25 protein-coding genes and 1 riboswitch are annotated in these 24,008 nt (G+C 65.4%); of the genes, 19 read left to right on the top strand and 6 right to left on the bottom strand.

Going from position 1 to position 24,008, the window contains the following annotated elements; all coding sequences use genetic code 11:
- Window positions 1–94 precede the first annotated feature (94 nt).
- Both BG457_RS08390 and BG457_RS08385 read left to right on the top strand, forming a co-directional pair.
- Entirely contained in the window at window positions 95–577 is a 483-nt protein-coding gene (locus BG457_RS08390; RefSeq protein WP_139257622.1) for a hypothetical protein, read from the top strand.
- A gap of 122 nt (window positions 578–699) precedes the next feature.
- Window positions 700–1,431: a sulfite exporter TauE/SafE family protein gene (locus BG457_RS08385; RefSeq protein ID WP_071796856.1), complete on the top strand. Its 732-nt coding sequence runs from the start codon at window positions 700–702 to the stop codon at window positions 1,429–1,431.
- A gap of 41 nt (window positions 1,432–1,472) precedes the next feature.
- Here BG457_RS08385 and BG457_RS20220 read toward each other — a convergent pair whose 3' ends face one another.
- Window positions 1,473–1,628, bottom strand: coding sequence for a hypothetical protein (locus BG457_RS20220; protein ID WP_175546770.1), 156 nt, complete (start codon window positions 1,626–1,628; stop codon window positions 1,473–1,475).
- A 95-nt stretch (window positions 1,629–1,723) separates the two neighbouring features.
- On the opposite strand from BG457_RS20220, the gene BG457_RS08375 reads away from it, so the two are divergent.
- Window positions 1,724–2,716, top strand: a complete 993-nt coding sequence (locus BG457_RS08375; RefSeq protein WP_071796634.1) for a D-2-hydroxyacid dehydrogenase family protein — start codon at window positions 1,724–1,726, stop codon at window positions 2,714–2,716.
- 54 nt (window positions 2,717–2,770) lie between these two features.
- Here BG457_RS08375 and nikR read toward each other — a convergent pair whose 3' ends face one another.
- Window positions 2,771–3,229: a nickel-responsive transcriptional regulator NikR gene (gene nikR / locus BG457_RS08370; protein ID WP_071796633.1), complete on the bottom strand. Its 459-nt coding sequence runs from the start codon at window positions 3,227–3,229 to the stop codon at window positions 2,771–2,773.
- Between the two features lie 56 nt (window positions 3,230–3,285).
- Entirely contained in the window at window positions 3,286–4,209 is a 924-nt protein-coding gene (locus BG457_RS08365) for a sugar kinase (protein WP_071796632.1), read from the bottom strand.
- Between the two features lie 180 nt (window positions 4,210–4,389).
- Here BG457_RS08365 and ade point away from each other — a divergent pair, with 180 nt between their 5' ends.
- Complete coding sequence (ade, locus tag BG457_RS08355; protein ID WP_071796630.1) at window positions 4,390–6,189, top strand: adenine deaminase; 1,800 nt, start codon at window positions 4,390–4,392, stop codon at window positions 6,187–6,189.
- Window positions 6,190–6,235: 46 nt separating this feature from the next.
- Here ade and BG457_RS08350 read toward each other — a convergent pair whose 3' ends face one another.
- Entirely contained in the window at window positions 6,236–8,017 is a 1,782-nt protein-coding gene (locus tag BG457_RS08350) for an IlvD/Edd family dehydratase (protein WP_071796855.1), read from the bottom strand.
- Between the two features lie 151 nt (window positions 8,018–8,168).
- Between BG457_RS08350 and BG457_RS20725 the strand changes: the two genes are divergently transcribed.
- The 9 genes from BG457_RS20725 (at window position 8,169) to cobJ (ending at window position 17,153) form a co-directional block, all read left to right on the top strand.
- The gene (locus BG457_RS20725; RefSeq protein ID WP_425434918.1) at window positions 8,169–8,483 is read left to right on the top strand and encodes a substrate-binding domain-containing protein; all 315 of its coding nucleotides are present in this window, start codon (window positions 8,169–8,171) and stop codon (window positions 8,481–8,483) included.
- A gap of 131 nt (window positions 8,484–8,614) precedes the next feature.
- Window positions 8,615–8,832, top strand: a riboswitch (cobalamin riboswitch).
- A gap of 130 nt (window positions 8,833–8,962) precedes the next feature.
- A complete protein-coding gene (locus BG457_RS20215) occupies window positions 8,963–9,139 on the top strand; it encodes a hypothetical protein (protein ID WP_175546769.1) in 177 nt (58 codons plus the stop codon).
- 54 nt (window positions 9,140–9,193) lie between these two features.
- On the top strand, window positions 9,194–9,586 hold the full coding sequence (locus tag BG457_RS08340) for a DUF1636 family protein (protein WP_071796854.1): 393 nt from the start codon (window positions 9,194–9,196) through the stop codon (window positions 9,584–9,586).
- Complete coding sequence (gene cobW / locus BG457_RS08335; RefSeq protein WP_071796628.1) at window positions 9,576–10,610, top strand: cobalamin biosynthesis protein CobW; 1,035 nt, start codon at window positions 9,576–9,578, stop codon at window positions 10,608–10,610. Before BG457_RS08340 ends, cobW begins: the two co-directional genes overlap by 11 nt.
- A gap of 6 nt (window positions 10,611–10,616) precedes the next feature.
- A complete protein-coding gene (gene cobN / locus BG457_RS08330; RefSeq protein WP_071796627.1) occupies window positions 10,617–13,892 on the top strand; it encodes a cobaltochelatase subunit CobN in 3,276 nt (1,091 codons plus the stop codon).
- Window positions 13,889–15,043: a precorrin-3B synthase gene (gene cobG / locus BG457_RS08325; RefSeq protein ID WP_071796626.1), complete on the top strand. Its 1,155-nt coding sequence runs from the start codon at window positions 13,889–13,891 to the stop codon at window positions 15,041–15,043. Before cobN ends, cobG begins: the two co-directional genes overlap by 4 nt.
- A gap of 6 nt (window positions 15,044–15,049) precedes the next feature.
- On the top strand, window positions 15,050–15,679 hold the full coding sequence (locus tag BG457_RS08320; RefSeq protein ID WP_071796625.1) for a precorrin-8X methylmutase: 630 nt from the start codon (window positions 15,050–15,052) through the stop codon (window positions 15,677–15,679).
- Window positions 15,676–16,404, top strand: a complete 729-nt coding sequence (gene cobI, locus BG457_RS08315; protein WP_071796624.1) for a precorrin-2 C(20)-methyltransferase — start codon at window positions 15,676–15,678, stop codon at window positions 16,402–16,404. Before BG457_RS08320 ends, cobI begins: the two co-directional genes overlap by 4 nt.
- Complete coding sequence (gene cobJ, locus BG457_RS08310; protein ID WP_071796623.1) at window positions 16,401–17,153, top strand: precorrin-3B C(17)-methyltransferase; 753 nt, start codon at window positions 16,401–16,403, stop codon at window positions 17,151–17,153. Before cobI ends, cobJ begins: the two co-directional genes overlap by 4 nt.
- Here cobJ and BG457_RS08305 read toward each other — a convergent pair.
- Window positions 17,126–17,881, bottom strand: a complete 756-nt coding sequence (locus BG457_RS08305; protein ID WP_071796622.1) for a cobalt-precorrin-6A reductase — start codon at window positions 17,879–17,881, stop codon at window positions 17,126–17,128. The genes cobJ and BG457_RS08305 overlap by 28 nt on opposite strands.
- Here BG457_RS08305 and cbiE point away from each other — a divergent pair.
- The 6 genes from cbiE to cobF are packed head-to-tail and all read left to right on the top strand — an operon-like array spanning window position 17,880 to window position 22,987.
- Window positions 17,880–19,070 (top strand): precorrin-6y C5,15-methyltransferase (decarboxylating) subunit CbiE, encoded by a 1,191-nt coding sequence (gene cbiE / locus BG457_RS08300; RefSeq protein WP_071796621.1) that lies wholly within the window; start codon window positions 17,880–17,882, stop codon window positions 19,068–19,070. The two genes, BG457_RS08305 and cbiE, sit on opposite strands and share 2 nt — an antisense overlap.
- Window positions 19,067–19,432 (top strand): cobalamin biosynthesis protein, encoded by a 366-nt coding sequence (locus tag BG457_RS08295; RefSeq protein ID WP_071796620.1) that lies wholly within the window; start codon window positions 19,067–19,069, stop codon window positions 19,430–19,432. Before cbiE ends, BG457_RS08295 begins: the two co-directional genes overlap by 4 nt.
- A complete protein-coding gene (gene cobM, locus BG457_RS08290; RefSeq protein WP_071796619.1) occupies window positions 19,429–20,223 on the top strand; it encodes a precorrin-4 C(11)-methyltransferase in 795 nt (264 codons plus the stop codon). Before BG457_RS08295 ends, cobM begins: the two co-directional genes overlap by 4 nt.
- The gene (locus tag BG457_RS08285) at window positions 20,216–21,535 is read left to right on the top strand and encodes a cobyrinic acid a,c-diamide synthase CobB (RefSeq protein WP_071796618.1); all 1,320 of its coding nucleotides are present in this window, start codon (window positions 20,216–20,218) and stop codon (window positions 21,533–21,535) included. The genes cobM and BG457_RS08285 overlap by 8 nt, the downstream gene beginning before the upstream one ends.
- Window positions 21,532–22,260, top strand: coding sequence for a uroporphyrinogen-III C-methyltransferase (cobA, locus tag BG457_RS08280; protein ID WP_071796617.1), 729 nt, complete (start codon window positions 21,532–21,534; stop codon window positions 22,258–22,260). Before BG457_RS08285 ends, cobA begins: the two co-directional genes overlap by 4 nt.
- On the top strand, window positions 22,253–22,987 hold the full coding sequence (gene cobF, locus BG457_RS08275; RefSeq protein ID WP_071796616.1) for a precorrin-6A synthase (deacetylating): 735 nt from the start codon (window positions 22,253–22,255) through the stop codon (window positions 22,985–22,987). Before cobA ends, cobF begins: the two co-directional genes overlap by 8 nt.
- A gap of 41 nt (window positions 22,988–23,028) precedes the next feature.
- On the opposite strand, the gene BG457_RS08270 is transcribed toward cobF, so the two are convergent.
- Window positions 23,029–23,937: a LysR family transcriptional regulator gene (locus BG457_RS08270; protein ID WP_071796615.1), complete on the bottom strand. Its 909-nt coding sequence runs from the start codon at window positions 23,935–23,937 to the stop codon at window positions 23,029–23,031.
- Between the last annotated feature and the right edge of the window lie 71 nt (window positions 23,938–24,008).

The following is a 24,008-nucleotide window of genomic DNA, read 5'->3' as shown; positions in this document are numbered from 1 at the left end:
TTGATGCGGCATGGCCACGGGAACCGCCTGCAGGATCGATAGTTATATCTGCGTGCGGGCGGAGTGCCCGACAGTTGTGACGAAGGAGCACAAGATGAAAACGCAGGTATTTGCTGCCAGTATTGCCGCGTTGCTGGGCACCACGAGCCTTGCCCATGCTGTCGAGATTTCCGAGGTGGATGTTTCGGCGGATCTGACCACCATCGAAGATGCCCGCGCGGCTGAATTCTGGACCACACTGGAAACCGATCTTGAATCAGCGGTGCTGAGCCGCATCGCCGAGCGCATATCAGAAGATGGCGCGCGGCTGGTGCTGAATATCGAGAGCTTTGCGCTCAATGACGCACCGGAAAGCGGGTTCACAATCGACTCTGCAGCGCTGATCGGGCGCGTGCATGTGATCGATCTGAACAATAACGCGAATTTCGACTCTTACGAGTTGAGCGTGAGCCTGCAGGGCATGAGCGTGACCGATGAAAGCGGCGCACCAATACTCGTGGCCGATATGCCCGAAGATCTGGCCTATCGCACGCTGGTGGATGCGTTCGCCGATCATGTTGCCGAGCGGCTGGACTAAATTCATGAAGCCGATTTTCCGGGGGCCGTCTTGGCCCCCGGTTTGATTTTCAAAGACCATTCCGGGTCTTGCGCCTGCCGGCATGTTCCCCCACGATGCCGCAAACCGCATCCGGGCAGGACATGGAACTGACATTCGCTTTGCTGGCGCTCTTTCTGGGCGGCGTGATGAAAGGCGCGACCGGCGCGGGCGCACCTGTCATTGCCGCCCCGGCGCTGACCATGCTGTTCAATGTCCAGACCGCGGTCGCGGTGCTGGTCGTGCCCAATCTACTGAGCAATATCTGGCAGGCCTGGCAGTTTCGCAGCCACGCGCTGAACCGGCGGTTCCTTCTGCTCTTCGCCGGGGGCGGGTTTCTGGGGGCCATCCTTGGCACTTGGCTGCTGGTGGCGCTGCGGCAAGAGGTACTGGCCTTGATGGTGGCCAGCGCGGTCATTGCTTATATCGCGCTGCGGCTGTCGCGCCCCGACTGGATATTGGCGAGTGCCATGGCGCAGAGCGCAAGCGCGCCGGTCGGGCTGCTGGGCGGGGTACTGCAAGGCGCGACCGGCATTTCTGCGCCCGCCTCGATCACCTTTCTCAACGCCATGCGGCTACCGCGCCTGACCTTTATCGGCACGATTGCCATTTTCTTTGTTGCCATGTCGCTCGCGCAATTGCCCGCTCTCTGGGTCGTGGGGCTGATCGACCTGCGCAGTCTGGCACTGGGGCTCGGGGCGCTGGGGATGATCGGCCTTGGCATGCCGGTCGGCAACTGGCTGGCGCGGCGCTGGTCGCCCAAAGCCTTTGACCGGGTGATGCTGGGGCTGCTGGCGCTGCTGGCGCTGCGACTGGTCTTCGATGTCGCGGTTTAGAGCGGTCGGAATGGGGGCGGGAGCGGAGCATAACCTTTCCTTTACTGATGAAAGCTTTTTTCGTCAGTTGAAAAAAGCAATGCGGTTCCGGCGCCGCCTTTTTTCACGGTACAAAAAACGATTTCGGAATGAATACCGCTGGCAGCGGGCGGCGTAGGCCAGATGGCAGTGACGATCAGGGGGCGGGCCCGAGCCATGCGCTGATCCCGAGCTTCCATCTGCTTCGCAACTTCGTCATCATGCGCCTGCGTGCCCACCAGGACCAACGCAAGACCGAAAAGGGGACAAGACCATGAGCAGATTTCGCCCGCTGCCCGAGGGGCGCAAAGCCCGGATCGCTGTGCTGGACGACTATATGGGTGTTGCGCATCGCCTCGCAGACTGGGACCGGCTCGCAGATCGCGCCGAGTTGCATTTCCTGACCCATGCCATCGCGCCGGAGCAGCTGACACAGGAGCTTGCGCGCTATGACGCGCTTTGCCTGCTGCGCGAGCGCACCGATTTCCCCGGCCATGTGTTGCGCGGATTGCCGGAACTCCGGGCGATTGCTGCCACAGGGCGGCAAAACCGCACTCTCGATAGTACGACAGCGGCGGAACTGGGGATTCCGGTCATGACCACCGATGGCAGCGGCAATGGTGTTTTCGCCACGGTCGAACTGGCCTGGGGGCTGATCATCGGGTTGATGCGCCATATCCCGGAAGAGGCCGCAGCCCTGCGCGCCGGGCATTGGCAGACGCGGCTGGGCAATGCCCTTTATGGCCGCACACTCGGGCTGGTTGGGCTGGGCCGTCTGGGCGCGCGCATGGCGGCTGTGGCACAGGTTTTCGGGATGAAGGTCATTGCCTGGAGCCCGAATCTGACGCCGGAGCGGGCGGAGAAGGGCGGCGCGGAACTGGTGGACAAGGAAACGCTGTTTCGCCGCGCTGATATCGTCTCGGTTCATCTGGTTCTGGGACCAACGACGCGCGGGATTGTCTCGGCGGCAGATATTGCCGCGATGCCACCGCATGCGCTGTTCATCAATACCGCGCGCGGGCCGCTGGTCGATCAGGCCGCGCTGCATGACGCGCTGGCCAAGGGGCGGATCGGGGGGGCCGGGATCGATGTCTATGATCACGAACCCCTGCCCCATGACGCCCCGGAACGCCGCCTGCCGCATCTGCTGGCCACCCCGCATCTGGGCTATGCGGTTCAGGAAACTTTCGAGACCTTCTATCGCCAATGCGTCGAGAATCTCGATGGCTGGCTTGACGGAAACCCGCAGCGATTGCTGATAGCGTGAGAGACCTGACCGACCCCCGGTCGCGCGCCGGGAGTCGGCGAAAATGTCAGGTTTTCAGAAGCTTTCCTTCACATGCAGATGCGTGTGATGGGCCAGCCCATGCCCGTGATCCTGCGATTCCACCGGGATCAGGAACAGGTTGCCATGCATCACACCGCGCTGCCCCAGAATGCCGTCGGCATGGGTGCGCAGATCGCGGACCGGGCCGCGCAGGATGACGGTTTCCAGACAGGTGTCATGGTCCAGATGGACATGGCTGGTGGTCACGGTCAGGGCATGATGGGCATGGTGGTGATCCATCAGGCGACTGGCAAGATCGCGCAGGTGATGGTCATAGACATAGCTCAGAACCCCCATCGCCTCGCCCTCTGGCTCGGCTTCGGCGGTGACGCGCAGGGCCGTGCGCAGCAGATCACGCATCGCCTCTGACCGGGTGTCATAGCGCCGGGTCTGGACGAAAGCATCCAGTTCCGTGCAGAGTTCTTCGGGGAGCGTGATCGTGATGCGCTGCATGGGGCACTCCGGTGTCAGATCGCGCCAAGGGTGGCACAGCGGGGCGCGGCGCGCAATCAGCCCCGCACGGCGGCAATCGCCGCAGGCACCAGTGCCCCGCGATGGCGGATCACCTGACGGCTGAGCGCATGGCCCGCGCGGATCGCCGCCCCGCAATCCGCGCCCTGAACCCGCGCGGCCAGATAGCCTGCGTTGAAACTGTCGCCTGCGGAGGTGGTATCGACCGGCGTTTCGGGCTGCAGATCGTCGATCCGGCCCGTGCCATCCGCACCGTCGAACAGCATTGGTCCGCCCCCGTTCTTGACCACGACCTGCCGCGCGCCGCAGCCCAGATAGCGCGCCGCAGTTGCCTGCAGGTCGCGGTCTCCGAAATGGGTGGCTTCGTCATCGAAACTGGGCAGGATCAGATCGGACTGGCCCGCCATCTCTTCGATCGCCGCACACATCGTCGCGGTATCAGGCCAGAGGCGCGGGCGCAGATTGGGGTCAAAGACGACCTGCGCGCCCTCATCGCGGGCGCGGGCAAGATGGGTGATCAGACGCGCGCGCGCCGGGGCTGGCAGGATCGCCAGAGTGATGCCCGACAGATAGAGCATCCGTGCCCCGGCAAAGGCCTGCGCCAGCCGCGTGTCGTCATCCGCAAGCCCACGCGCGGCGGAACTGTCGCGCCAATAGCTGAAACTGCGCTCGCCATCCTGCAAAGAGATCGCATAAAGCCCGATCTCGCGCGTGGCATCCCGGCTGACATGGGTGGCGTCGATGCCGGATGCGCTCAGGAAATCCACCATCCGCTGGGAAAACGCCCCCGTGCCCACACGCGACAGATAGCCGACGCGCCATGGCTCGGGCAGAAGCCCGCGCAGATACCAGGCGGTGTTGAGTGTGTCCCCGGCGATGCCCAGCCGCCAATTGTCAGGCGTATCGCTCTGAGACAATTCGACCATGGCTTCGCCGATGGACAGGATCAGACCCGGTGTCATGTTGATATTCTCCCTGCGTCATAGTGACCTGCTGGCCGACCGCGCCCAATGTGCACGGACAGCCGCCACGGGCAACCGGTTTTGCGCGCTGCTGCTGACAAAACCGGCGTGTCGGGGGTGTGGGCCTGTGGCCCGCGCTTTCATCTTGTCGGACAGCGGATTTGCGGACAATATCGCGCCATGATCACAACACCCTTCCCTTCGTGGCCCGATACCGCCCCTGACCTGATCGCCGTTGCCGCTGGCCGCGCAGCCGCCGAAACCGTGATCGTCGGCGGACGGGTCGTCAATGTGCATACGCGCGAGATTCTCGACGGTTGGCAGGTGGCCATTGTCCGAGGGCGTTTTGCCTATGTCGGCCCGGATGCCAGCCATTGCATCGGACCCGGGACACAGGTGATCGACGCGGGCGGGCGCTATCTGATCCCGGGCCTCTGCGACGGGCATATGCATATCGAATCCGGGCAGCTGACCCCCGCCGAATTTGCGGCTGCGGTCATTCCGCATGGGACGACGACCATGTTCGTCGATCCCCATGAGATTGCCAATGTCCTTGGGCTGCGGGGTGTGCGGCTGATGCATGACGAGGCGCTGATGCAGCCGGTCAGCATCTATGTGCAGATGCCGTCCTGTGCGCCCTCTGCGCCGGGGCTGGAGACGACGGGGTTCGAGATCACCTCCGAAGATGTGACCGAGGCGATGACTTGGCCCGGCATCATCGGACTGGGCGAGATGATGAATTTCCCCGGCGTGATCCATGCCGACCCCAAGATGCTGGCCGAGATTGCCGCCACCCAAGCCGCGGGCAAGACCGTGGGCGGGCATTATGCCGCGCCCGATCTGGGTCCGGCCTTTCACGCCTATGTTGCCGGTGGTCCGGCCGATGATCATGAGGGCACGCGCGAGGAGGATGCCGTGGCCCGCATGCGTCAGGGCATGCGCGCGATGCTTCGCTTAGGCAGTGCGTGGTATGATGTGAAAACCCAGATCACCGCTGTCACCGAACGCGGGCTGGATTCGCGTAATATGATCCTGTGCACGGATGATTGCCATTCCGGGACGCTGGTCCATGACGGGCATATGAACCGCGTCCTGCGCCATGCCATCGAGTGTGGCGCGGACCCGCTGGTCGCGCTGCAGATGGCCACGATCAACACCGCCAGCCATTTCGGGCTGGAGCGGGAGTTGGGCAGCATTGCACCGGGTCGGCGGGCCGATCTGATCCTGACCTCGGATCTGCGGCGCTTGCCCGTCGAACAGGTCTTTGCCCGTGGGGTTCAGGTTGCGGAAAACGGGCGCCTGCTGGTCGATTGCCCGCATCTCGACTGGCCCGAGGATGTGCGCCAGACGGTCCATCTGGGCAAGGTGCTTGGCGCGGAGGATTTCACGATTGCTGCCCCCGAGGGCGCGAACGAGGTCGAGGCCCGCGTGATCGGCGTGGTCGAAAATCAGGCCCCTACGCAGGCACTGACAAGGACCATGCCGGTCACGAATGGCGAGGTGGTGTCGGACACAGCGCGCGACATCGCCCAGATCGCGCTGGTCGAGCGCCATCGCGGCACTGGCGGCGTCGTGAATGCGCTGGTGTCGGGCTTTGGCTATCAGGGGCGGATGGCGCTGGCCTCGACAGTGGCGCATGACAGCCATCACATGATCGTCGTGGGCACCTGCCGCGAGCAGATGGCGCTGGCGGCGAACCGGCTTGGCGAATTGGGCGGCGGTGTCACCCTCTGGCGCGACGGGGCAGAGCTTGCCCATGTCGCGCTGCCGATTGCGGGGTTGATGTCGGACAGCCCGGCTGCCGAGGTTGCAGCCGCTGCCGAAGCTCTGGGTCAGGCGATGCAGGACTGTGGATGCGCGCTGAACAACGCGTTCATGCAGCATTCGCTGCTGGCATTGGTGGTGATCCCCGAATTGCGGATTTCCGATCTGGGGCTGGTGGATGTCACCAGCTTCGAGCGCGTGGACCTGTTCGTCTGAGCGCGGGACGGGTCAGCAGAACTGGCCCGTCCCGGTTATGCTTTGCTCAGTGATTGTCGCGCGGCAGGTCGTGGCGGATGCGCTGATAGGCTGTGGCCAGTTCCAGACAGCCGCCATCGGCAAGTTGCCCGACATGGCTGCGATAAATCTCCTGCCAGGGGGTCTGGTGGTGCAGCTCCGGCGGCGTCCAGGCGTCGCGCCGCGCCTGCCATTCCTGCTCTGGGACCAGCGCATCCATGCGACTTGCATTCAGATCCAGCCGCACCCGGTCGCCGGTCTGCAGCAGCGCCAGTCCGCCCCCGACGACGGATTCGGGCGAGGCATTGAGGATTGAAGGGCTTTCCGACGTGCCCGACTGCCGCCCGTCACCCACTGTCGGCAGATGGTTGACGCCCGCGCGCAGCAGAGCATCGGGCGGCTGCATATTCACCACTTCGGCCGATCCCGGATAACCCACACAGCCCACGTTGCGGATGAACAGAATCGTCTGATCGTCGATCCCGAGGCTCTCGTCATTGATCCGGTCGTGGTAATCCTCCGGCCCCTCGAACACGACTGCGCGGGCTTCCAAAATGCCCTCCTGCCCCGGTGTGGACAGGAAACGCTGGCGGAAATCGGCGGAAATGACACTGGTTTTCATCAGCGCCGAGTCGAAGAGATTTCCCGACAGCACGAGGAAGCCCGCCTGCTCGCGCAGAGGTTCTGCCACAGTGCGGATCACGTCGCGGTCGCGGCTTTCCCATCCGGCCAGATTGGCGCCCATATCGGCCCCGCTCGCGGTCATCGCATCGCCGTGCAGCATCCCGGCTTTCAGCAATTCCCCCATCACCGCAGGCACGCCCCCTGCCCGGAAGAAGCTTTCGCCCAGATAGGCGCCCGCAGGCTGCATATTGACCAGAAGCGGCACGTCAAAACCGACCTTCTGCCAGTCGCTCACATGCAATTCGACCCCCGCATGACGCGCGATCGCCTGCAGATGGGGCGGGGCATTGGTCGAGCCGCCAATCGCGGAATTCACCCTGATCGCATTCTCAAACGCCTTGCGCGTGAGAATGTCCGAAGGTTTGAGATCCTCATGCACCATCGCGACAATGCGCCTGCCGGTCTCATAGGCCATGGCCATGCGTTCGCGGAAGGGCGCAGGAATGGCCGATGACCCCGGCAAGGTCATGCCCAGTGCTTCGGCCATTGCATTCATCGTGCTTGCCGTGCCCATCGTGTTGCAATGACCAAGTGAGGGGGCCGAGGCGCAGACCCGTTCCATGAATTCCTCATACTCGATCTTGCCTTCGCCCAGCAGGCGGCGGCTTTCCCAGACAATCGTGCCGGAGCCCGCGCGCTTGCCCTGCCACCAGCCATCGAGCATCGGGCCACCATTGAGCGCGATTGCAGGCAGATCGACTGTGGCCGCCCCCATCAGCATCGCAGGCGTGGTCTTGTCGCAACCTGTGGTCAGCACCACGCCGTCAATCGGATAGCCATGCAGCACCTCGACAAGGCTCAGATAGGCCAGATTGCGGTCCAGCGCCGCAGTGGGTCGCTTGCCGGTTTCCTGAATCGGATGGACCGGAAATTCCATCGGAATCCCGCCCGCGTCGCGAATCCCGGCCTTGATCCGGTCCATCAGGAAGACATGGATCTTGTTGCAGGGCGCCAGATCGCTGCCCGTCTGCGCGATCCCGATCACGGGCCGCTCGCCCTGCAACTCGCCGCGCGTATATTCCTGATTCAGATAGCGCTCGATATAGAGCGCGGTCATGCCGGGGTTGTTGGGATTGTCGAACCATTCCTGCGACCGGAACTTCCGGCGCGCGCGCGTGTCACTCATGGGCTGTCCTTGGGTCTGCTCGAAGCGGTAAATCTGCGTGGTCCTTGTATGACGCGGCTTCTCGCTGCTGGCAATCTGAACCTGCGGGAGCATCGCGCCCCTGCACGACAGGGATTGACCGCCACCGCAGAGCGTCGCCCCGGAGCCGCCTCTGTCGGCCAGTGCCGGAACAGCCGATCTGCTTGCAATTGGCGCAATGGTCGAGGCGCTGGGGCGCGGCTTGGCGGCCCCGGCGGGTTTGTCGGTTGCAGGCATCGACAATGTGGAGTTTGCAGCAGATCTCGCGCCCTCGCTGACCATTATAGGCATTCGCGCAACCGCCATCGGCAGGGAAAGCGCTGCGCAGGCTGTCGCAGGCAGATCGGGAGACGGGCGTGGTGCGGGAGTGCCGATCAGCCTTGTCGCCCGGTATTCGACGGCGGGTGGGCATGCCAGAACCGGATGCCGCTCGCGAGAGCCGGGGTGAACGAGCGAACCCGGCTTGCCCGGCGGAAAACCTCCGGGCCGCGCGCGCCTGCATGTGTTCCCGGCCCTGGATGGTGTTTTCAGGGGCGTTTTCCAGCCGCTTTTCCTCGCTTGACATGTTGTTGCCAAGCGCGCAAGACACTCGGGCTGGTGCCTGTTCATGACAGGTGAAAAGGGAATGTGACAAAGCCCGATAGCAAGATCGGGCCAGAAGCGCAGCCGCCCCCGCGACCGTGACCGGAGAGGTCGCCCAATGCCACTGGCTATCTGGCCGGGAAGGCGGGCCGACCATCGAGGCGCAAGCCTCGACATCCGCAAGCCGGGAGACCTGCCAGCCTGCAGCCGCCCCTTCCGGGGCATCGAAACCAGCGGGGTGACTGGTGGTCTGGCGTCGGCACAGGAGCTTTGCCCTTGCCGGTCCTGCCATCCTACCCTTGCATAAGTTGCGCGCGACGGGTGGTCGCGCGGGAAAGAGACAGGATGCAACCCTCTCGCAAAGCATTCGCGAGGCCGGGTCTGGCTGTGGGCAGCTATGCGCCTTCTGCCCGAGATGTGGCTATCGCGAACCCGACAGATACGGCGCGTCAGCGCACCACGGCAGGCCATAGCGATCATCAATGCCCTGTCGCGGCTGCCGAGCACATGATCCTCGGCTAATCACAAGCGCATGGGGCGGTTCTGCGCTGCCCCATGCCCGAACTGGAGCATCTCATGCCCTGCGAGACTATCGACCTTCTGGTCTGTGCCACCTGCCGCAAATCGGCGCCTGCAAACCCGGATGAGGATCCGGCGTCCGATATCCGCCCCGGCGCAGAACTGGTGCAGGCGCTGCAGGACGCGGCCCCGGACGGGCTGCGCGTCATCGCTGTGGACTGCCTGTCGAACTGTTCGCGCGGCTGCACCATCGCGCTGCGCAAGCCCGGCGCCTGGACCTATGTCTATGGCAACCTGAACCCTGAAACTCATCTGCCCACCATTCTGGAGGGCGCACAGAAATATCGCGATGCAGAGAACGGTCTTGTCCCGTGGCGTGAACGCCCCGAGCATTTTCGCAAGAATTGCATCGCCCGAATCCCGCCATTGGAGGCCCCGGATGTCACTTGAAAAAACCCCTGTCACCATCATCACCGGCTTTCTGGGCGCGGGCAAGACCACGCTGATTTCGCAACTGATCCGCAATGCCGGCGGGCGCAGGCTGGCGGTTGTCGTCAATGAATTCGGAACCGTGGGGGTGGATGGCGAGATCCTGAAATCCTGCGCGATCCCCGATTGCCCGGCAGAAAATATCGTCGAGCTGTCGAATGGCTGCATCTGCTGCACGGTCGCGGATGATTTCATTCCGACCGTCGAGGCGCTTCTGAAGCTTGAGCCCAAGCCCGATCATATCCTGATCGAAACCTCGGGCCTTGCGCTGCCCAAGCCCCTGCTGAAGGCGTTTGACTGGCCCGAAATCCGGTCGCGCATCACAGTGGACGGGGTGATTGCATTGGCCGATGCCGAGGCTGTGGCCGCAGGTCGCTTCGCGCCCGATATCGCCGCCGTGGATGCGCAGCGCGAAGCCGATGACAGTATCGACCACGAAACGCCGCTGTCGGAAGTGTTCGAGGATCAGATCGCCTGCGCCGATCTGGTGCTTCTGACCAAGCCGGATCTTGCCGGGGCTGACGGTGTGGCCAAGGCCCGCGCGGTGATCGCCGCCGAAGCCCCGCGTGCCCTGCCCGTGATCGAGGTGGCCGAGGGCGTGGTTGATCCTGCAGTGCTGCTGGGGCTGGAAGCGGGGGCCGAGGATGATCTGGAGGCGCGCCCCAGCCATCATGACGGCCATCACGACCACGAGCATGATGATTTCGACACGATCATGGTGACGATGGGCGAAATTCAGGATCCTGCCGATCTGGCCGCCCGGATCGCGCATCTGGCGGGCAGTCAGCATATCCTGCGCGTGAAGGGCTATGCGGCGGTGGCGGGCAAGCCCATGCGGCTTCTGGTGCAGGCAGTGGGCGCGCGGGTGCGTCACCAGTTCGACCGGCCCTGGGAGGCCTCTGAGCCGCGCGTGACGCGACTGGTTGTGATTGCCGAGCATGATCATGTTAATGAAGCGGCCATCCGCGAGGCATTGGGGGCCTGATCCGCCATGCATGTCATTTTCCGCGAAAGCCACGGGCTGGATGAAACGGCCACCCCCACGGATCTGGGCCAGAGCCCTGCCGATCTGGTGGTGCTGTCCTTTTCCGACAGTGACCTTGGGGCTTTCGCGGCGGGATGGCATCGCGCGGCAGGGGCCTTGCCGAGCTTGCGGCTGGCCAATCTGGCGGCGCTGAGACATCCGCTCTCGGTCGATACCTATCTGGAGCAGACGCTTTCGGGCGCACGCGGGATCCTGATCCGGCTGATTGGCGGCGTGCCCTATTGGGCCTATGGGCTGCAACAACTCGCCGCGCTCGCGCGGGAGAAGGGCATAGCGCTTGCGGTTCTGCCAGCGGATGGGCGCGCGGACCCAAGGCTGGATGAAGTCTCGACCGTGCCTGCCTCGACCTTGCACCAGCTCAAGCGGCTTTGCGATGCAGGCGGGGCGGTCGCGGCGCAGGCGGCGCTGGCCCAACTGGCGCTGGCCGCAGGGCTCTATGCAGGGCCGGTACGCGGGGCCAAGACATTGCCAGAGGTCGGGTTCTGGACCGCGCAGGAAGGTGTGACATGCCCGCTGATCCTGGGGCCGCGCGACCGGCCATTGGTGCCGGTGGTGTTCTACCGGTCCTGGCTGGTGGCCGCCGATCTGGCCCCGGTCGAGGCGCTGATGCAGGCGCTTGAAGCGCGCGGTTTCGCCACGATTGGAATATTCGTGCCGTCCCTGAAAGCCCCCGAGGCGCGGGGATGGCTGCAACGCCAGATCGCCGCGCTGCAGGTGGCGGCGATTGTCAATGCGACCTCGTTTTCCGGGCGGGGCGCGGCGGGGTCTTCTCCGCTGGATGCGGGCGATGTGCCGGTGTTTCAGGTCGCGCTGTCCACGGCCACACAAGCGGCATGGCAGGAGTCCGCGCGCGGCCTGTCGCCTGCTGATCTGGCCATGCATGTCGTGTTGCCCGAGGTGGATGGGCGTATCTTTGCGGGGGTGGCCTCTTTCAAGCAGCCGGGCCTGCCCGACCCCGATCTGCAATTCGTCCGCTCTGCCCATGCCCCGGAGCCCGCGCGCATCACTGCGATCGCTGACCGGGTTCTCGGCTGGCACAGATTGGCGATGACGGCGCCCGGGGCGCGGCGTCTGGCCTTTGTGCTCTCCACCTATCCGGGGCGCCCGTGGAACATGGCCCATGCGGTGGGGCTCGATCCCATGGCCTCGGTCGCGGCCATGCTCGATGATCTGGCGCAGGCGGGACATGACAGCCCCGACAGCGCGCCGCTGGCCGAGAGCCTGACAGATGCCCGCATCCACTGGCCGCTGGTGGAATATGCGCGCGCCCTCGTCGGGCTGCCGCAATCTCTGCAGGCCGCGCTTGCAGAGGCTTGGGGTGCCCCGGAAGATGATCCGATGGTAGAGGATGGCGCGTTCAGCTTCACGGCGCTGCGGCAGGGTCGTGCCGTGATTGCGCTGCAACCCGAGCGCGGCACAGCCGAGGCGCGCGATGACGAGTATCATGACCTCTCGCGCATTCCGCGCCATTCCTATGTGGCCTTCTATCTCTGGCTGCGGGCGCAGGCGGATGCGCTGATCCATGTCGGCGCGCATGGCACGCTGGAATGGCTGCCCGGCAAATCGGTCGCGCTGTCGGAATGCTGCTGGCCCGAAGCGCTGGTGGGCGCGCTGCCGGTGATCTATCCGTTCATCGTCAATGATCCGGGCGAGGCCGCACAGGCCAAGCGCCGGATCGGGGCGCTCACGCTGGGGCATATCCCGCCGCCCATGCGCGCCTCTGGCACGCCTGAAAGACTGGTGCGGATCGAAGCTCTGCTGGACGAATTCTCGAATGCTGACGGGCTGGATCCGCGCCGTCGCGACCGGCTGATGGAGGATATCCGCGAAGAGGCCCGCGCCCTTGGTGTCGAGGCGGATCTGGGGATCGAAGCTGGTGCTTGCGCGAGTGAAGCCATCACCCGTATTGACCGCTTTGTGTGTGATGTGAAGGAAAGCCAGTTCGGGGATGGCCTGCATATCTGGGGCCGCGCGCCTGCAATCGAAGGCCCGTTCGATGCCGCGCAGGCGGCGGCCAGCGAAAGCCGGGCGCTGATCGATGCGCTTGCGGGCCGTTGGATCGCGCCCGGCCCCTCGGGTTCGCCCTATCGCGGGCGGAGCGATGTGCTGCCGACCGGGCGTAACCTGTTCACCACCGACCCGCGCTCGGTGCCCACGCGCGCGGCTTATGCGCAGGGGCAGCGGCTGGCGGCAGAGCTGATCCGCCGCCACCTGCAGGATCAAGGCGACTGGCCGCGCGGGGTGGTGGTGGATCTCTGGGGCTCGGCCACCATGCGCACGGCGGGCGAGGATTTCGCCATGGCGCTGGCGCTGATCGGGGTTCGGCCGCAATGGGATGCCGCGTCAGAGCGGGTATCGGGCATCGAGATCGTGCCGATCGCGGAGCTCGACCATCCGCGCATCGATGTGACATTGCGGGTGTCGGGCCTGTTCCGCGATGTGTTCCCGACGCTTTCTGCCCTGTTTCAGCAGGCCATCCGCGCGCTTGGCGCCCGCGACGAGGCGGTGGAATGGAACCCCTATATCGACAATGCCAGCGCCCGCGTCTATGGACCGGCACCGGGCAGTTTCGGGTTGGGGATGGGGCAGTTGATGACCGATTACACCGAGGATGCGCGGGCCCGCGCTGGGGCAGCCTGGCTTGCGGCCTCGGCCTATGCGCTGGACGGGGATCAGGCGCAGCAGGATATGGCGGGTTTGCGCGCGCGGGTGGCGGGTGCGGCAGCTTTCGTCCATGCGCAGGATCTGCCCGAAACCGATCTGCTGCTGGCCGAGGATTATGCCAGTCACGAGGCCGGGTTTGCCGCCGCGCAATCCGTCGCGGGGGGCAAGGCCGCACTCTATCATCTGGACAATACCGATCCCGCCCGCCCGCGCCTGCGCGGTCTGAGCGAGGAAGTGGCGCGTGTGGTGCAGGCGCGTGCGGCGCATCCGGGCTGGATTGCGGGCATGAAGCGCCACGGGTTCAGGGGTGCGGCAGAGATCGCGGCGACGCTGGAGAACATGGCCGCTTTCGCCCAGCTTGCGGATGTGGTGGGCGCGCATCTGTTCGATCAGTTCTTTGACGCGACATTGGGCGATGCGGCGGTTGTGGAGTTCCTGCAAGACGCCAACCCGCAGGCCCTTGCGGCGATGCGCGCGCGCTTTGCGGCCTTGCACGCCGCCGGGCTGTGGCAGTCGCGGCGCAATTCCATCCGCGCGGCACTGGAGCAGACACAATGAGCGGGCCGGTGATTCAGGGCTGGTGCCCCGGGGCGCATCGGCCAATGGCTGCGGCTGACGGGCTGGTGGTGCGCATGCGCCCCGCGCTGGGGCAGATCACGCCCGCGCAGGCCCGAGGCATCGCGGATCTGGCGCTGCGGTTTGGCACCGGTCTGATCGAACTGACCAGCCGCGCCAATCTGCAATTGCGCGGTGTTGCGGATCATGCCGGGCTGATGCTGGCGCTTGATGGGCTGGGTCTGATCGATGCCGACCCCGCTTTCGAGGCGCGGCGCAACATCACGCTTACGCCATTTCGCGCGGCAGGCGGGCGCGAGGAACAGATCGCAGCCGCGCTGGAACAGGCCTTGCGCGATCCGGGATTGGCGTCGCTGCCGGGGAAATTCGGTTTTGTCGTGGATACCGGCGCTGTTCGCAGGCTGGCCGCCACGAGCGGCGATATCCGGCTGGAGGCGGCAGGCGGGGATCTGGTGGTTCGTGCCGATGGCAGCGATACCGGCATGGCTGTTGCCAGCATTTCTGACGCCGTTGAGGCCGCTGTGGCGCTCGCGCGCTGGTTTCTCGGCAGTGGGGGTGTGGGTGCGGATGGGCGCGGGCGGATGGCGCGGCATCTGGCGAGCACACCCTTGCCCGAGGCATTGAAGGGCGCGGCCCAGCCCAATGCGCCCGAAGTCCCGGCCCGGCCCGGTTTTCACGATGGGCTGGCCCTCTTTGCCGCCCCCTTCGGTCAGATGGCAGCGCAGGATTTGCGCGCGTTGGCCGATACCGCCCCCGAAAGCTTGCGGGTGACGCCGTGGCGGATGCTTGCCCTGCCCGGTCTGCGCCATATGCCCGCATTGCCCGAAGGGCATGAGCTGATCGTGAGCCCTGACGACCCGCGCCTGCGGGTTCTGGCCTGCACCGGGGCGCCCGGATGTCCGCAAGCCAGCGTCGAGACCAGACAGCTGGCGGCACGGCTTGCGCCATATCTGCCCGATGGCGAACTGCTCCATGTTTCCGGCTGCGCGAAAGGCTGCGCGCATCCGGCCCGCGCCACGGTCACGCTGGTCGGGCGCGCAGGCAAATTCGACCTTATCCGCGATGGCGCCCCCTGGGGCAGCCCAGACCAGACCGGGCTTGCGCCCGAAACCCTCACAGACATGATCCGGTGACACCCTATGCCCTATGAATATGAAACCGATGGCGCGGCCATCTATCTGGAAAGCTTCGCCACGATCCGCGCAGAGGCGGATCTGGCACGCTTTTCGCCAGAGGAAGAGCGCGTGGCGGTGCGTATGATCCACGCCGCAGGGCTGGTCGGGCTGGAAGCGCATCTGCGCTTTTCCCCCGGTATGGTCATCGCCGCGCAGACGGCCTTGCAGGCCGGTGCGCCCATCCTGTGCGATGCGCGTATGGTCAGCGAAGGCGTCACCCGCAAACGCCTGCCCTGTGACAACGATGTGATCTGCACTTTGAATGACCCGCGCGTGCCGGATCTGGCCGCGAAACTGGGCACCACGCGGTCCGCCGCAGCGCTGGAACTATGGCGCCCCCGGCTTGAAGGCGCAGTTGTCGCCATCGGCAATGCCCCCACGGCCCTCTTTCATCTGCTGGAGATGCTAGAAGATCCCGATTGCCCGCGCCCGGCCGCCATCATCGGCTGCCCGGTGGGTTTTGTGGGTGCGGCGGAATCCAAGGCTGCGCTCTGGCAGGTTCAGCCCGTCCCTTGCGTGATCGTTGACGGGCGGCTTGGGGGCTCGGCTGTCACGGTGGCGGCGATCAACGCGATTGCGAGTGTGGCGGAATGAGCGCGGGTACTGTCTGGGGTGTGGGGCTGGGGCCGGGGGATCCTGACCTGATGAGCCTGCGCGCCGCGCGACTGTTGCAGGAGGCGCGCCATGTGGCCTTTTTCCGCAAACCGGGGCGTATGGGGCATGCGCGCAAGATCGCAGATGGTCTGTTGACGGGTGCTGCGGTCGAATTTGCCATGGAATACCCTGTGACCACGGAAATTCCGGTCACGGATCCGGCCTATAACCGGGTCTTGTCGGATTTCTATGCCCATTGCGCCGATCATCTGGCAACGCTCGCCCTTGCAGGCGAGGATGTGGTGGTACTCTGCGAGGGGGATCCCTTTTTCTATGGCTCGTTCATGCATCTGCATAACCGCCTGAAAACGCGGGTGCCGGTGCAGGTTGTTCCGGCAATCACCGGCATGTCGGCGGCCTGGACCGCGACAGATATGCCGATCACCTGGGGCGATGACGTGCTGACCGTGCTGCCCGCGACATTGCCCGAGGACGAGCTGGTCGCGCGGATCACGGATGCCGATGCTGTGGTGGTCATGAAGATCGGCACCAATATGCCCAAGCTGCGCAGAGCGCTGGCCCGGACCGGGCGCGGGCCGGAGGCGTGGCTCGTGCGATATGCCAGCATGGCGCAGCAGCAGGCCACGCCCTTCGCCACAGCAGGGGACGGCCCTGTGCCCTATTTCACCATTGCGCTGATCCATGGGCAGGGGCGGCGGCCATGACGGGATGGGTTGTCATTGCCGGTCTGGGGCCGGGCGCGGAAGGGCTGATCACCCCCGAGGTCAGCGCCGCGCTGGATCAGGCCACGGATATCGTGGGCTATATCCCCTATGTGCGCCGTGTGGCCCCGCGCGCGGGCCTGGTACTGCATGAAAGCGACAATCGGGTGGAGCTGGACCGCGCGCGCCATGCACTGGAAATGGCGCGGGCGGGGCGTCGGGTGGTGGTTGTCAGCTCCGGCGATCCGGGCGTTTTTGCCATGGCCTCGGCGGTGTTCGAGGCGGTTGAGGAAGGGCCGGAAATCTGGCGCGCGCTTGATATCCGCGTGCTGCCCGGCATCACTGCGATGCTGGCCGCAGCCGCCAGGGCCGGTGCGCCGCTGGGCCATGATTTCTGCGCGATCAACCTGAGTGACAATCTGAAGCCATGGGCCGTCATCGACAGGCGCTTGCGACTGGCGATAGAGGCCGATTTCGCAATGGCCTTTTACAATCCGCGCTCGAAGGCACGACCTGACGGATTTGGCATGGTGCTGGACCTGCTGCGCCAATGCTGTGCCCCGGATCGCGTGATCATCTTCGCCCGCGCCGTCAGCACAGCAGAGGAGAACCTGCAGATCTGCAGATTGGAGCAGGCCCGCCCCGAAATGGCGGATATGCGCACGGTGGTACTGGTGGGATCATCGGCCACCCGCATCATCGAACGCGCAGGCCAGCCTTTCGTCTATACGCCCAGATCGGTGCCCGCATGATCGAGCCATGCCATGACGCCCGCGACATCATGCACCTCATGGCGCGGCGGCACATGGGGCCGGTCGATCATGATCACCGGCAGGCCAAGCTGTCGCGCCGCGATGATCTTGGCATAGGCCCCGGTGCCGCCTGCATTCTTGGATATGATCAGGTCGATCTGATGCGCGGCCATCAGCGCCTGATCCTGCTCTGCGGTGAAGGGGCCGCGATCAACGATCACATGGGCTCGCGGCAAGGGCAGTGGCGCGGAGGGCGCATCGACCAGCCGCAGCAGATAGAAATGCTGCGGGCAGGCGGCAAAGGCGGGCAGGTTCTGCCGCCCGATGGCCAGCATCACGCGCCGGGGCGCGCCGTCCAGCGCCGCGACAGCACCGGGGATGTCGGCCACATGCACCCAGAGATCACCCTCCTGCGCGACCCATGGCGCGCGGCTCAGGGCCAGCAGCGGCACGCGCGCGGCACTGCAGGCGGCGACCGCATTGCGGCTCATCTGCGCGGCAAAAGGATGGGTCGCGTCGATCACATGGGTAATGGCATTGTCGCGCAGATAGCTGCGCAGCCCTTCAACCCCGCCAAACCCGCCCACGCGCTGCGGCAAGGGCTGGCGCAGGGGGCGCTCGACCCGGCCCGCAAGCGAGAGCGTGCCCTGCCAGCCGCGCGCCGCAATCGCAGCACCCAGTTCGCGCGCCTCCAGCGTTCCGCCCAATATCAGAAGGTTGCGCGTCATGGCTGATCCCTGGCTGACGATCATCGGTCTGGGCGAAGATGCACCGGATGGTCTGCCCCCTGCAAGCCTTGCCGCGTTGCAGGAGGCCCAAATCATCATGGGGGCCGCGCGGCATCTGGCGCTGTTGCCCCCCGTCACGGCGCGGCTGATCACCTGGCCGGTGCCTTTCGCCGATGGTCTGCCGCTGCTGGAAGAGTTGCGCGGGGCGCGTGTGGTGGTGCTGGCCTCGGGCGATCCGTTCTGGTTCGGGGCAGGCAGTGTCATCGCGCGCCGCCTGCAGCGGGATGAATGGACGGCGCTGCCCGCGCCTTCCAGCTTCGCGCTGGTCGCGGCGCGGCTGGGCTGGCCGCTGGAGGCGACGATCTGTCTGGGCCTGCATGCCGCGCCTCTGCAGCGGTTGCGGCCCCATCTCGCGTCGGATCAGCGCGCGATTGTGCTGTTGCGCGACGGCGATGCCGTGGCGCAACTGGCGCGCTATCTGACCGATCAGGGCTTTGGGGACAGCCAGCTTCATATCTGCGAGGCGCTTGGCGGGCCGCGCGCGCGGCTGCGCGTGGCATTGGCACGGGACTACAGCTTCGGCGATGTGCAGCATCCCGTGGCCGTCGGGGTGGAATTCGCGGGTGATGGCCAAGTCCTGACTCTGGCCAGCGGGCGGGCGGACGCGCTGTTTGCCCATGACGGCCAGATCACCAAACGCCCGATCCGCGCGCTTGCCCTGTCCGCTCTGGCCCCGCGCCCGGCAGAGATGCTGTGGGATATTGGCGGCGGTTCCGGCTCGGTCGCCGTGGAATGGTGCCTGTCCCATCCCAGCCTGACCGCCTGCTGTATCGAACCGCGCGAGGATCGTGCCGCCAATATCCGCGCCAATGCCGCGCATTTCGGGCTGGACAAGCTGCAGGTGATCGCGGGAAGCGCCCCCGATAGGCTGGCCGGTCTGCCCCGGCCCGATGCGATCTTTATCGGCGGGGGGCTGTCGCAGGATTTGCTTGAGGCGCTGGCGCCCCTGCGGGGGGTACGGATCGTGGCGCATGCTGTCACGCTGGACTCCGAGGCCCTGCTGACCACGGCCCATGCGCGTTTCGGCGGCAGTCTGATGCGGATCGAGATTGCCCATGCCGAACCGCTGGGGGCGAAACAGGCCTGGGCCTCGGTTCGGCCCATCGTCCAGTGGCAGGGGATATTATGATCGTTGCAGGGTTCGGGTTTCGGGGGAGCGCGCGGGCGGAAAGTCTGGCCTCCGCGCTGGCGCGGTGTCGGGGTGCGGTGCCCGATATGCTGGCCAGTGCGGACGACAAGGCGCAAAGCCCGGTTTTTCGCGCCTTTGCCGCGCGACTGGGCCTGCCGGTGATCGCCGTCACCGAGGATGCTCTGGTGGCCCAGAGCACGCTCACCCAATCCGCGTTCAGCCTGCGCGCGCGCGGCACCGGATCTGTTGCAGAGGCCGCAGCCCTTGCCGCCGCTGGTCCGAATGCGCGGCTGATCGGCCCGCGCGAGATCTCGGCGGATGGTCTGGCGACCTGCGCGCTGGCAGAAGGAGACACGCCATGACAGTGCATTTCATCGGCGCAGGCCCCGGCGCGCCCGATCTGCTGACCCTGCGCGGGCGCGATCTGATCGCCGCCTGTCCGGTCTGCCTCTATGCCGGGTCATTGGTGCCAGAGGCTGTTCTGGCGCATTGCCCGCCCGGGGCGCGGATCATCAATACCGCGCCGCTGGATCTGGACGCGATCATGGCAGAGATCGCGCAGGCGCATGCGCAGGGGCAGGATATCGCAAGGCTGCATTCAGGGGATCTGTCGGTCTGGTCGGCCATGGGCGAACAGTTGCGCCGCCTGCGCGCGCTGGACATCCCTTATACGGTCACCCCCGGCGTTCCCGCCTTTGCCGCAGCGGCCGCCGCATTGGGGAGCGAGTTGACCCTGCCCGGCGTGGCGCAATCGCTGGTGCTGACGCGCACCTCTGGCCGTGCCTCGGCCATGCCGGAGCATGAAACACTCGCAGGTTTCGCGGCCACGCGCGCAACATTGGCCCTGCATCTGTCGATCCAGAACCTTGGGCAGATCGTCGCGGAACTGACGCCCTATTACGGGCCGGATTGCCCGGTGGCGATTGTCTGGCGGGCAAGCTGGCCCGATCAGCGCATCATCCGCGCGACACTTGCCAGTGTTGAAGCCGCCTTGCCCGACGGGGTGACGCGCACCGCACTTATCCTTGTCGGGCCTGCCTTGGCCGCGACAGGATTTGCAGAGAGCTGCCTATATGCGCCGGATTATGACCGCCGCTATCGTCCGCAAACTGCGCAAAGCCCCTGGTCGGAATGGAAGGACGGAGATGACTGAGAGTTTCCCACCCGGACTGATGATCTCGGCCCCGGCCTCTGGCACCGGCAAGACCACGGTGATGCTGGGCCTGCTACGCGCATTGGCCGAGGACGGGCTGAAGGTTCAGCCGTTCAAATCCGGCCCGGATTATATCGACCCGGCATTCCACCGCGCGGCCTGTGGGCGGGCGTCCTATAATCTGGACCGATGGGCGATGGGGCCGGACCTGTTCGGCGCCATCGCCTCGCAGGCGGAAGGCGCGGATATCTGCGTGGCCGAAGGGTCCATGGGGCTGTTTGACGGCGTGGCCTCGCGCGGGCTGTCGGGCTTCGGGTCATCGGCGGAAACCGCGCAGGCGATGGGCTGGCCGGTGGTGCTGGTGATCGATGTCAGCGGTCAGGCGCAATCGGCGGCGGCCACCGCCCTGGGGTTCGCGCGCTATGATCCCGACTGCCATGTGGCGGGCGTGATCCTGAACCGCGTCGCCAGCCCCCGGCACGAGCGGTTGACGCGGCTGGGCATGGAACGCGCGGGCATGCCCGTGCTGGGCGCCCTGCCCCGCCGTGGCGATCTGGTCCTGCCCGAGCGGCATCTGGGGCTGATACAGGCGGTCGAGCACCCCGATCTTGATGCGGCGATTGCCGGATATGCCGAATTCCTGCGCGCCCATGTCGATCTGCGCGCCTTGCGTGATCTGGCCCGCGCCGGGGCGATACCGGCAGGCGGGCTCCTGCCCACCCCACCCGCGCAGCGGATCGCTTTGGCACAGGATGCTGCCTTTTCCTTCACCTATCCGCATGTGCTGGAAGGCTGGCACCGCGCAGGCGCAGAGATCCTGCCTTTCTCGCCCTTTGCGGATCAGGCCCCGGATCCGAGCGCCGATCTGGTCTGGCTGCCCGGAGGCTATCCTGAACTTCACGCGGGCAAGATTGCTGCGGCAGGACAATTCCTTGACGGGCTGCGCGCCCATGCAAGGAGCAAACCGGTGCATGGCGAATGTGGTGGCTACATGGTGCTGGGGGCCGCGCTGATGGACAAACAGGGCCTGCGCCATGAGATGGCCGGGCTGCTGGGGCTGGTCACAAGCTATGCGCAGCGCAAGCTGCATCTGGGCTACCGGCAGGCGCGACTTTTGTCACCGCTGCCCGGCCATGCGCCGGGGGCACGGCTGCGCGGGCATGAATTCCATTATTCGACAATTCTGGAACAACCCGATGCGCCCCTTGCCGAAGTCTGCGACGCGGATGGCGCCCCCGTGCCCGAGACCGGCTCGCACAGGGGCCATGTCAGCGGCACCTTCTTTCACCTGATTGCCGCGGAGGGGGTATGAGCGGATTTGTCAGTTTCGTGGGCGCGGGGCCGGGCGATCCGGAATTGCTGACGCTCAAGGCGCTCGACCGGCTCGGGCGCGCGGATGCGGTGCTCTTTGATGATCTGGCGGCGGGGCCGATCCTGTCGCATGTGCGCGCGGGCGCGGATCTGGTGGGGGTGGGCAAACGCGCCGGGCGGCCATCCCCCAAGCAGGACCATGTGAGTCGCCTGCTGGTGGATTATGCGCAATCCGGAGGGCGCGTGGTGCGGCTGAAATCGGGTGACGGGGGCGTGTTCGGGCGGCTGGAAGAGGAAATCACCGCGCTGAAGGCTGCGGGCGTGGCATTCGAGATCATTCCCGGCATTCCCTCGCCGCTTGCGGCTGCAGCCTCTGCCGGTATTCCGCTGACGCGGCGGCTGACGGCGCGGCGGGTTCAGTTCGTGACCGGCCATGACGTGACAGGACAACTGCCGCCCGATCTGAACATGGCCGCGCTGGCCGACCCCAATGCCTGCACTGTGGTCTTCATGGGCAAACGCACTTTTCCGCAACTGGCCAAGGCACTGGTCGCGCATGGGCTGTCGCCCGACACCCCGGCGCTGCTGGCGGAATCCGTGGCCAGCCCTGACCAGAAGCTGACCCGCAGCACTGTGGCGGGTTTGGCGGAAGTGCTGGCGCAGGATCCGGGGGTGACACCTGCACTGATCTTCTATGGCCCGCTGGCGGAGGGTACGGATGATTGATCTGTGGCTCATCGGCATCGGCACCGGCAACCCCGATCATGTCACGCTGGAGGCCCGCACTGCGCTGCGACAGGCCGCGCTGATCATGGTGCCGCGCAAAGGGCCGGGCAAGGGGGATCTGGCAGATCTTCGGCATCAGATCCTTGCGGCCCTTGAGTGCCAGGCCCGCGTCGTGGAATTCGACATGCCGCTGCGTGACGAAAGCTTGCCCTATGGCGAACGTGTCCAGCGATGGCATGATGAAATCGCCGCGCTCTGGGCCGCGACGCTTGCGCGCGAAACCCCTGACGGGCCGGTCGCGCTGCTGGTCTGGGGCGATCCGGGGCTCTACGATTCAACCCTGCGCATTGCCGCGCGGCTGAGCCCTGCGCCGCGCCTTCGGGTGGTGCCCGGCATTACCGCGCTGCAGGCCCTGACCGCTGCCCATGCCATTCCGTTCAACACGGTGAACGGCACGGTCATCGTCACCACAGGACGCCGGCTGCGCGATCAGGGTTGGCCCGACGGGGCCGAAACCGTGGTGGTGATGCTGGATGGGGAGTGCAGTTTCCAGCGACTGGAGGTGCCGGGGCTTCATATCTGGTGGGGCGCCTTTCTGGGCATGCCGGAACAACTGCTGGTCAGTGGCCCTTTGGCGGAGGCTGCACCGCGTATTGTCGCTGCCCGCGCAGAGGCGCGTTTGCAGCATGGATGGATCATGGATACCTATCTGCTTCGAAGCGTTTGACCGAGGCGCAGTTGCGACAGGTGAGGGCAGTTTTCCCGCGCTCAGGCCCGGAATGTGCTGCTGACATTGTGGATGATCTCGCGCAGCCAGATATGCTTGGGTGACATATGTGTGCTTGAGGCCCAGACGAGCGACAAGCGAAACCGGCTTCTGACCGGGCAATCCATCAGGGTCAGTCCGCCCGCGATCTTGCGCCCAAGGCGCGACGGGATCGTGGCGACGAGGTTCGAGCCTGAAATCAGTTCCGGCAGACCCGCAGGGCTGGGCACGGTCAGGGCCGGTGTGATGCTCAGCTTTGCGGCTTCGAGTTCCTCCAGATAGGCGGATTTCCAGTTGCCGCCATAGTTGATCAGGACATGCTGGAACGCGAGATAATCGTCCAGCCCGACCGGCTTTGCGGCGAAGGCATGGGCGGGGTCCATCAGACAGGCATAATGTTCAACCAGCAAAAGCCGGCTCTGAAACCCCGTTTCAGTGCGGGCAAAAGGACCGATCAGCATATCGGCCTGACGGTTGAGAAGCAGGGAATGCCCTTCGGCAAAGGCATTGATGATCTTGACCTGAAGGCTGTCGCTCTGGCGGCGGATTTCGGCGAGGATGGCGGGGATCAACAGGATCCGCTCGTAATAGTTGCAGGCGATGGTGACGCTTTGACCCGGCTCTCTCGGGTCGAACTCTGCGGGTTGCGCCATATGCTCCAGCAGGTCCAGAATTTGCCCTGACGCTTCCAGAAGTTGACGGCAGCGCTCGGTTGCCGCCTGTTTGCCCGCTTCACGCACGAAAAGCGGATCGCCAAATGCCTTGCGCAGTTTGGAAATCGTGTAGCTGACGGCGGATTGGTTCACATCCAGCCGCTCGGCAGCGGCGGTGAACGATCCAAGCTGGTGCACCAGTTGCAGCGTTTCCAATGACAGAAAATCGAGTGTTCTGGGATCGGGCTTCGCGCCCATGGCACAACTCCATCAAATTTTTTGATGGCATATAGTAATTACATCGTCTGGAGTGACAATAGGGCGCGGGC

It is taken from the genome of Natronohydrobacter thiooxidans (genome assembly GCF_001884735.1).
GTDB lineage: Bacteria > Pseudomonadota > Alphaproteobacteria > Rhodobacterales > Rhodobacteraceae > Roseinatronobacter > Roseinatronobacter thiooxidans_A.
This window is presented reverse-complemented; position numbering and strand designations above follow the sequence as displayed.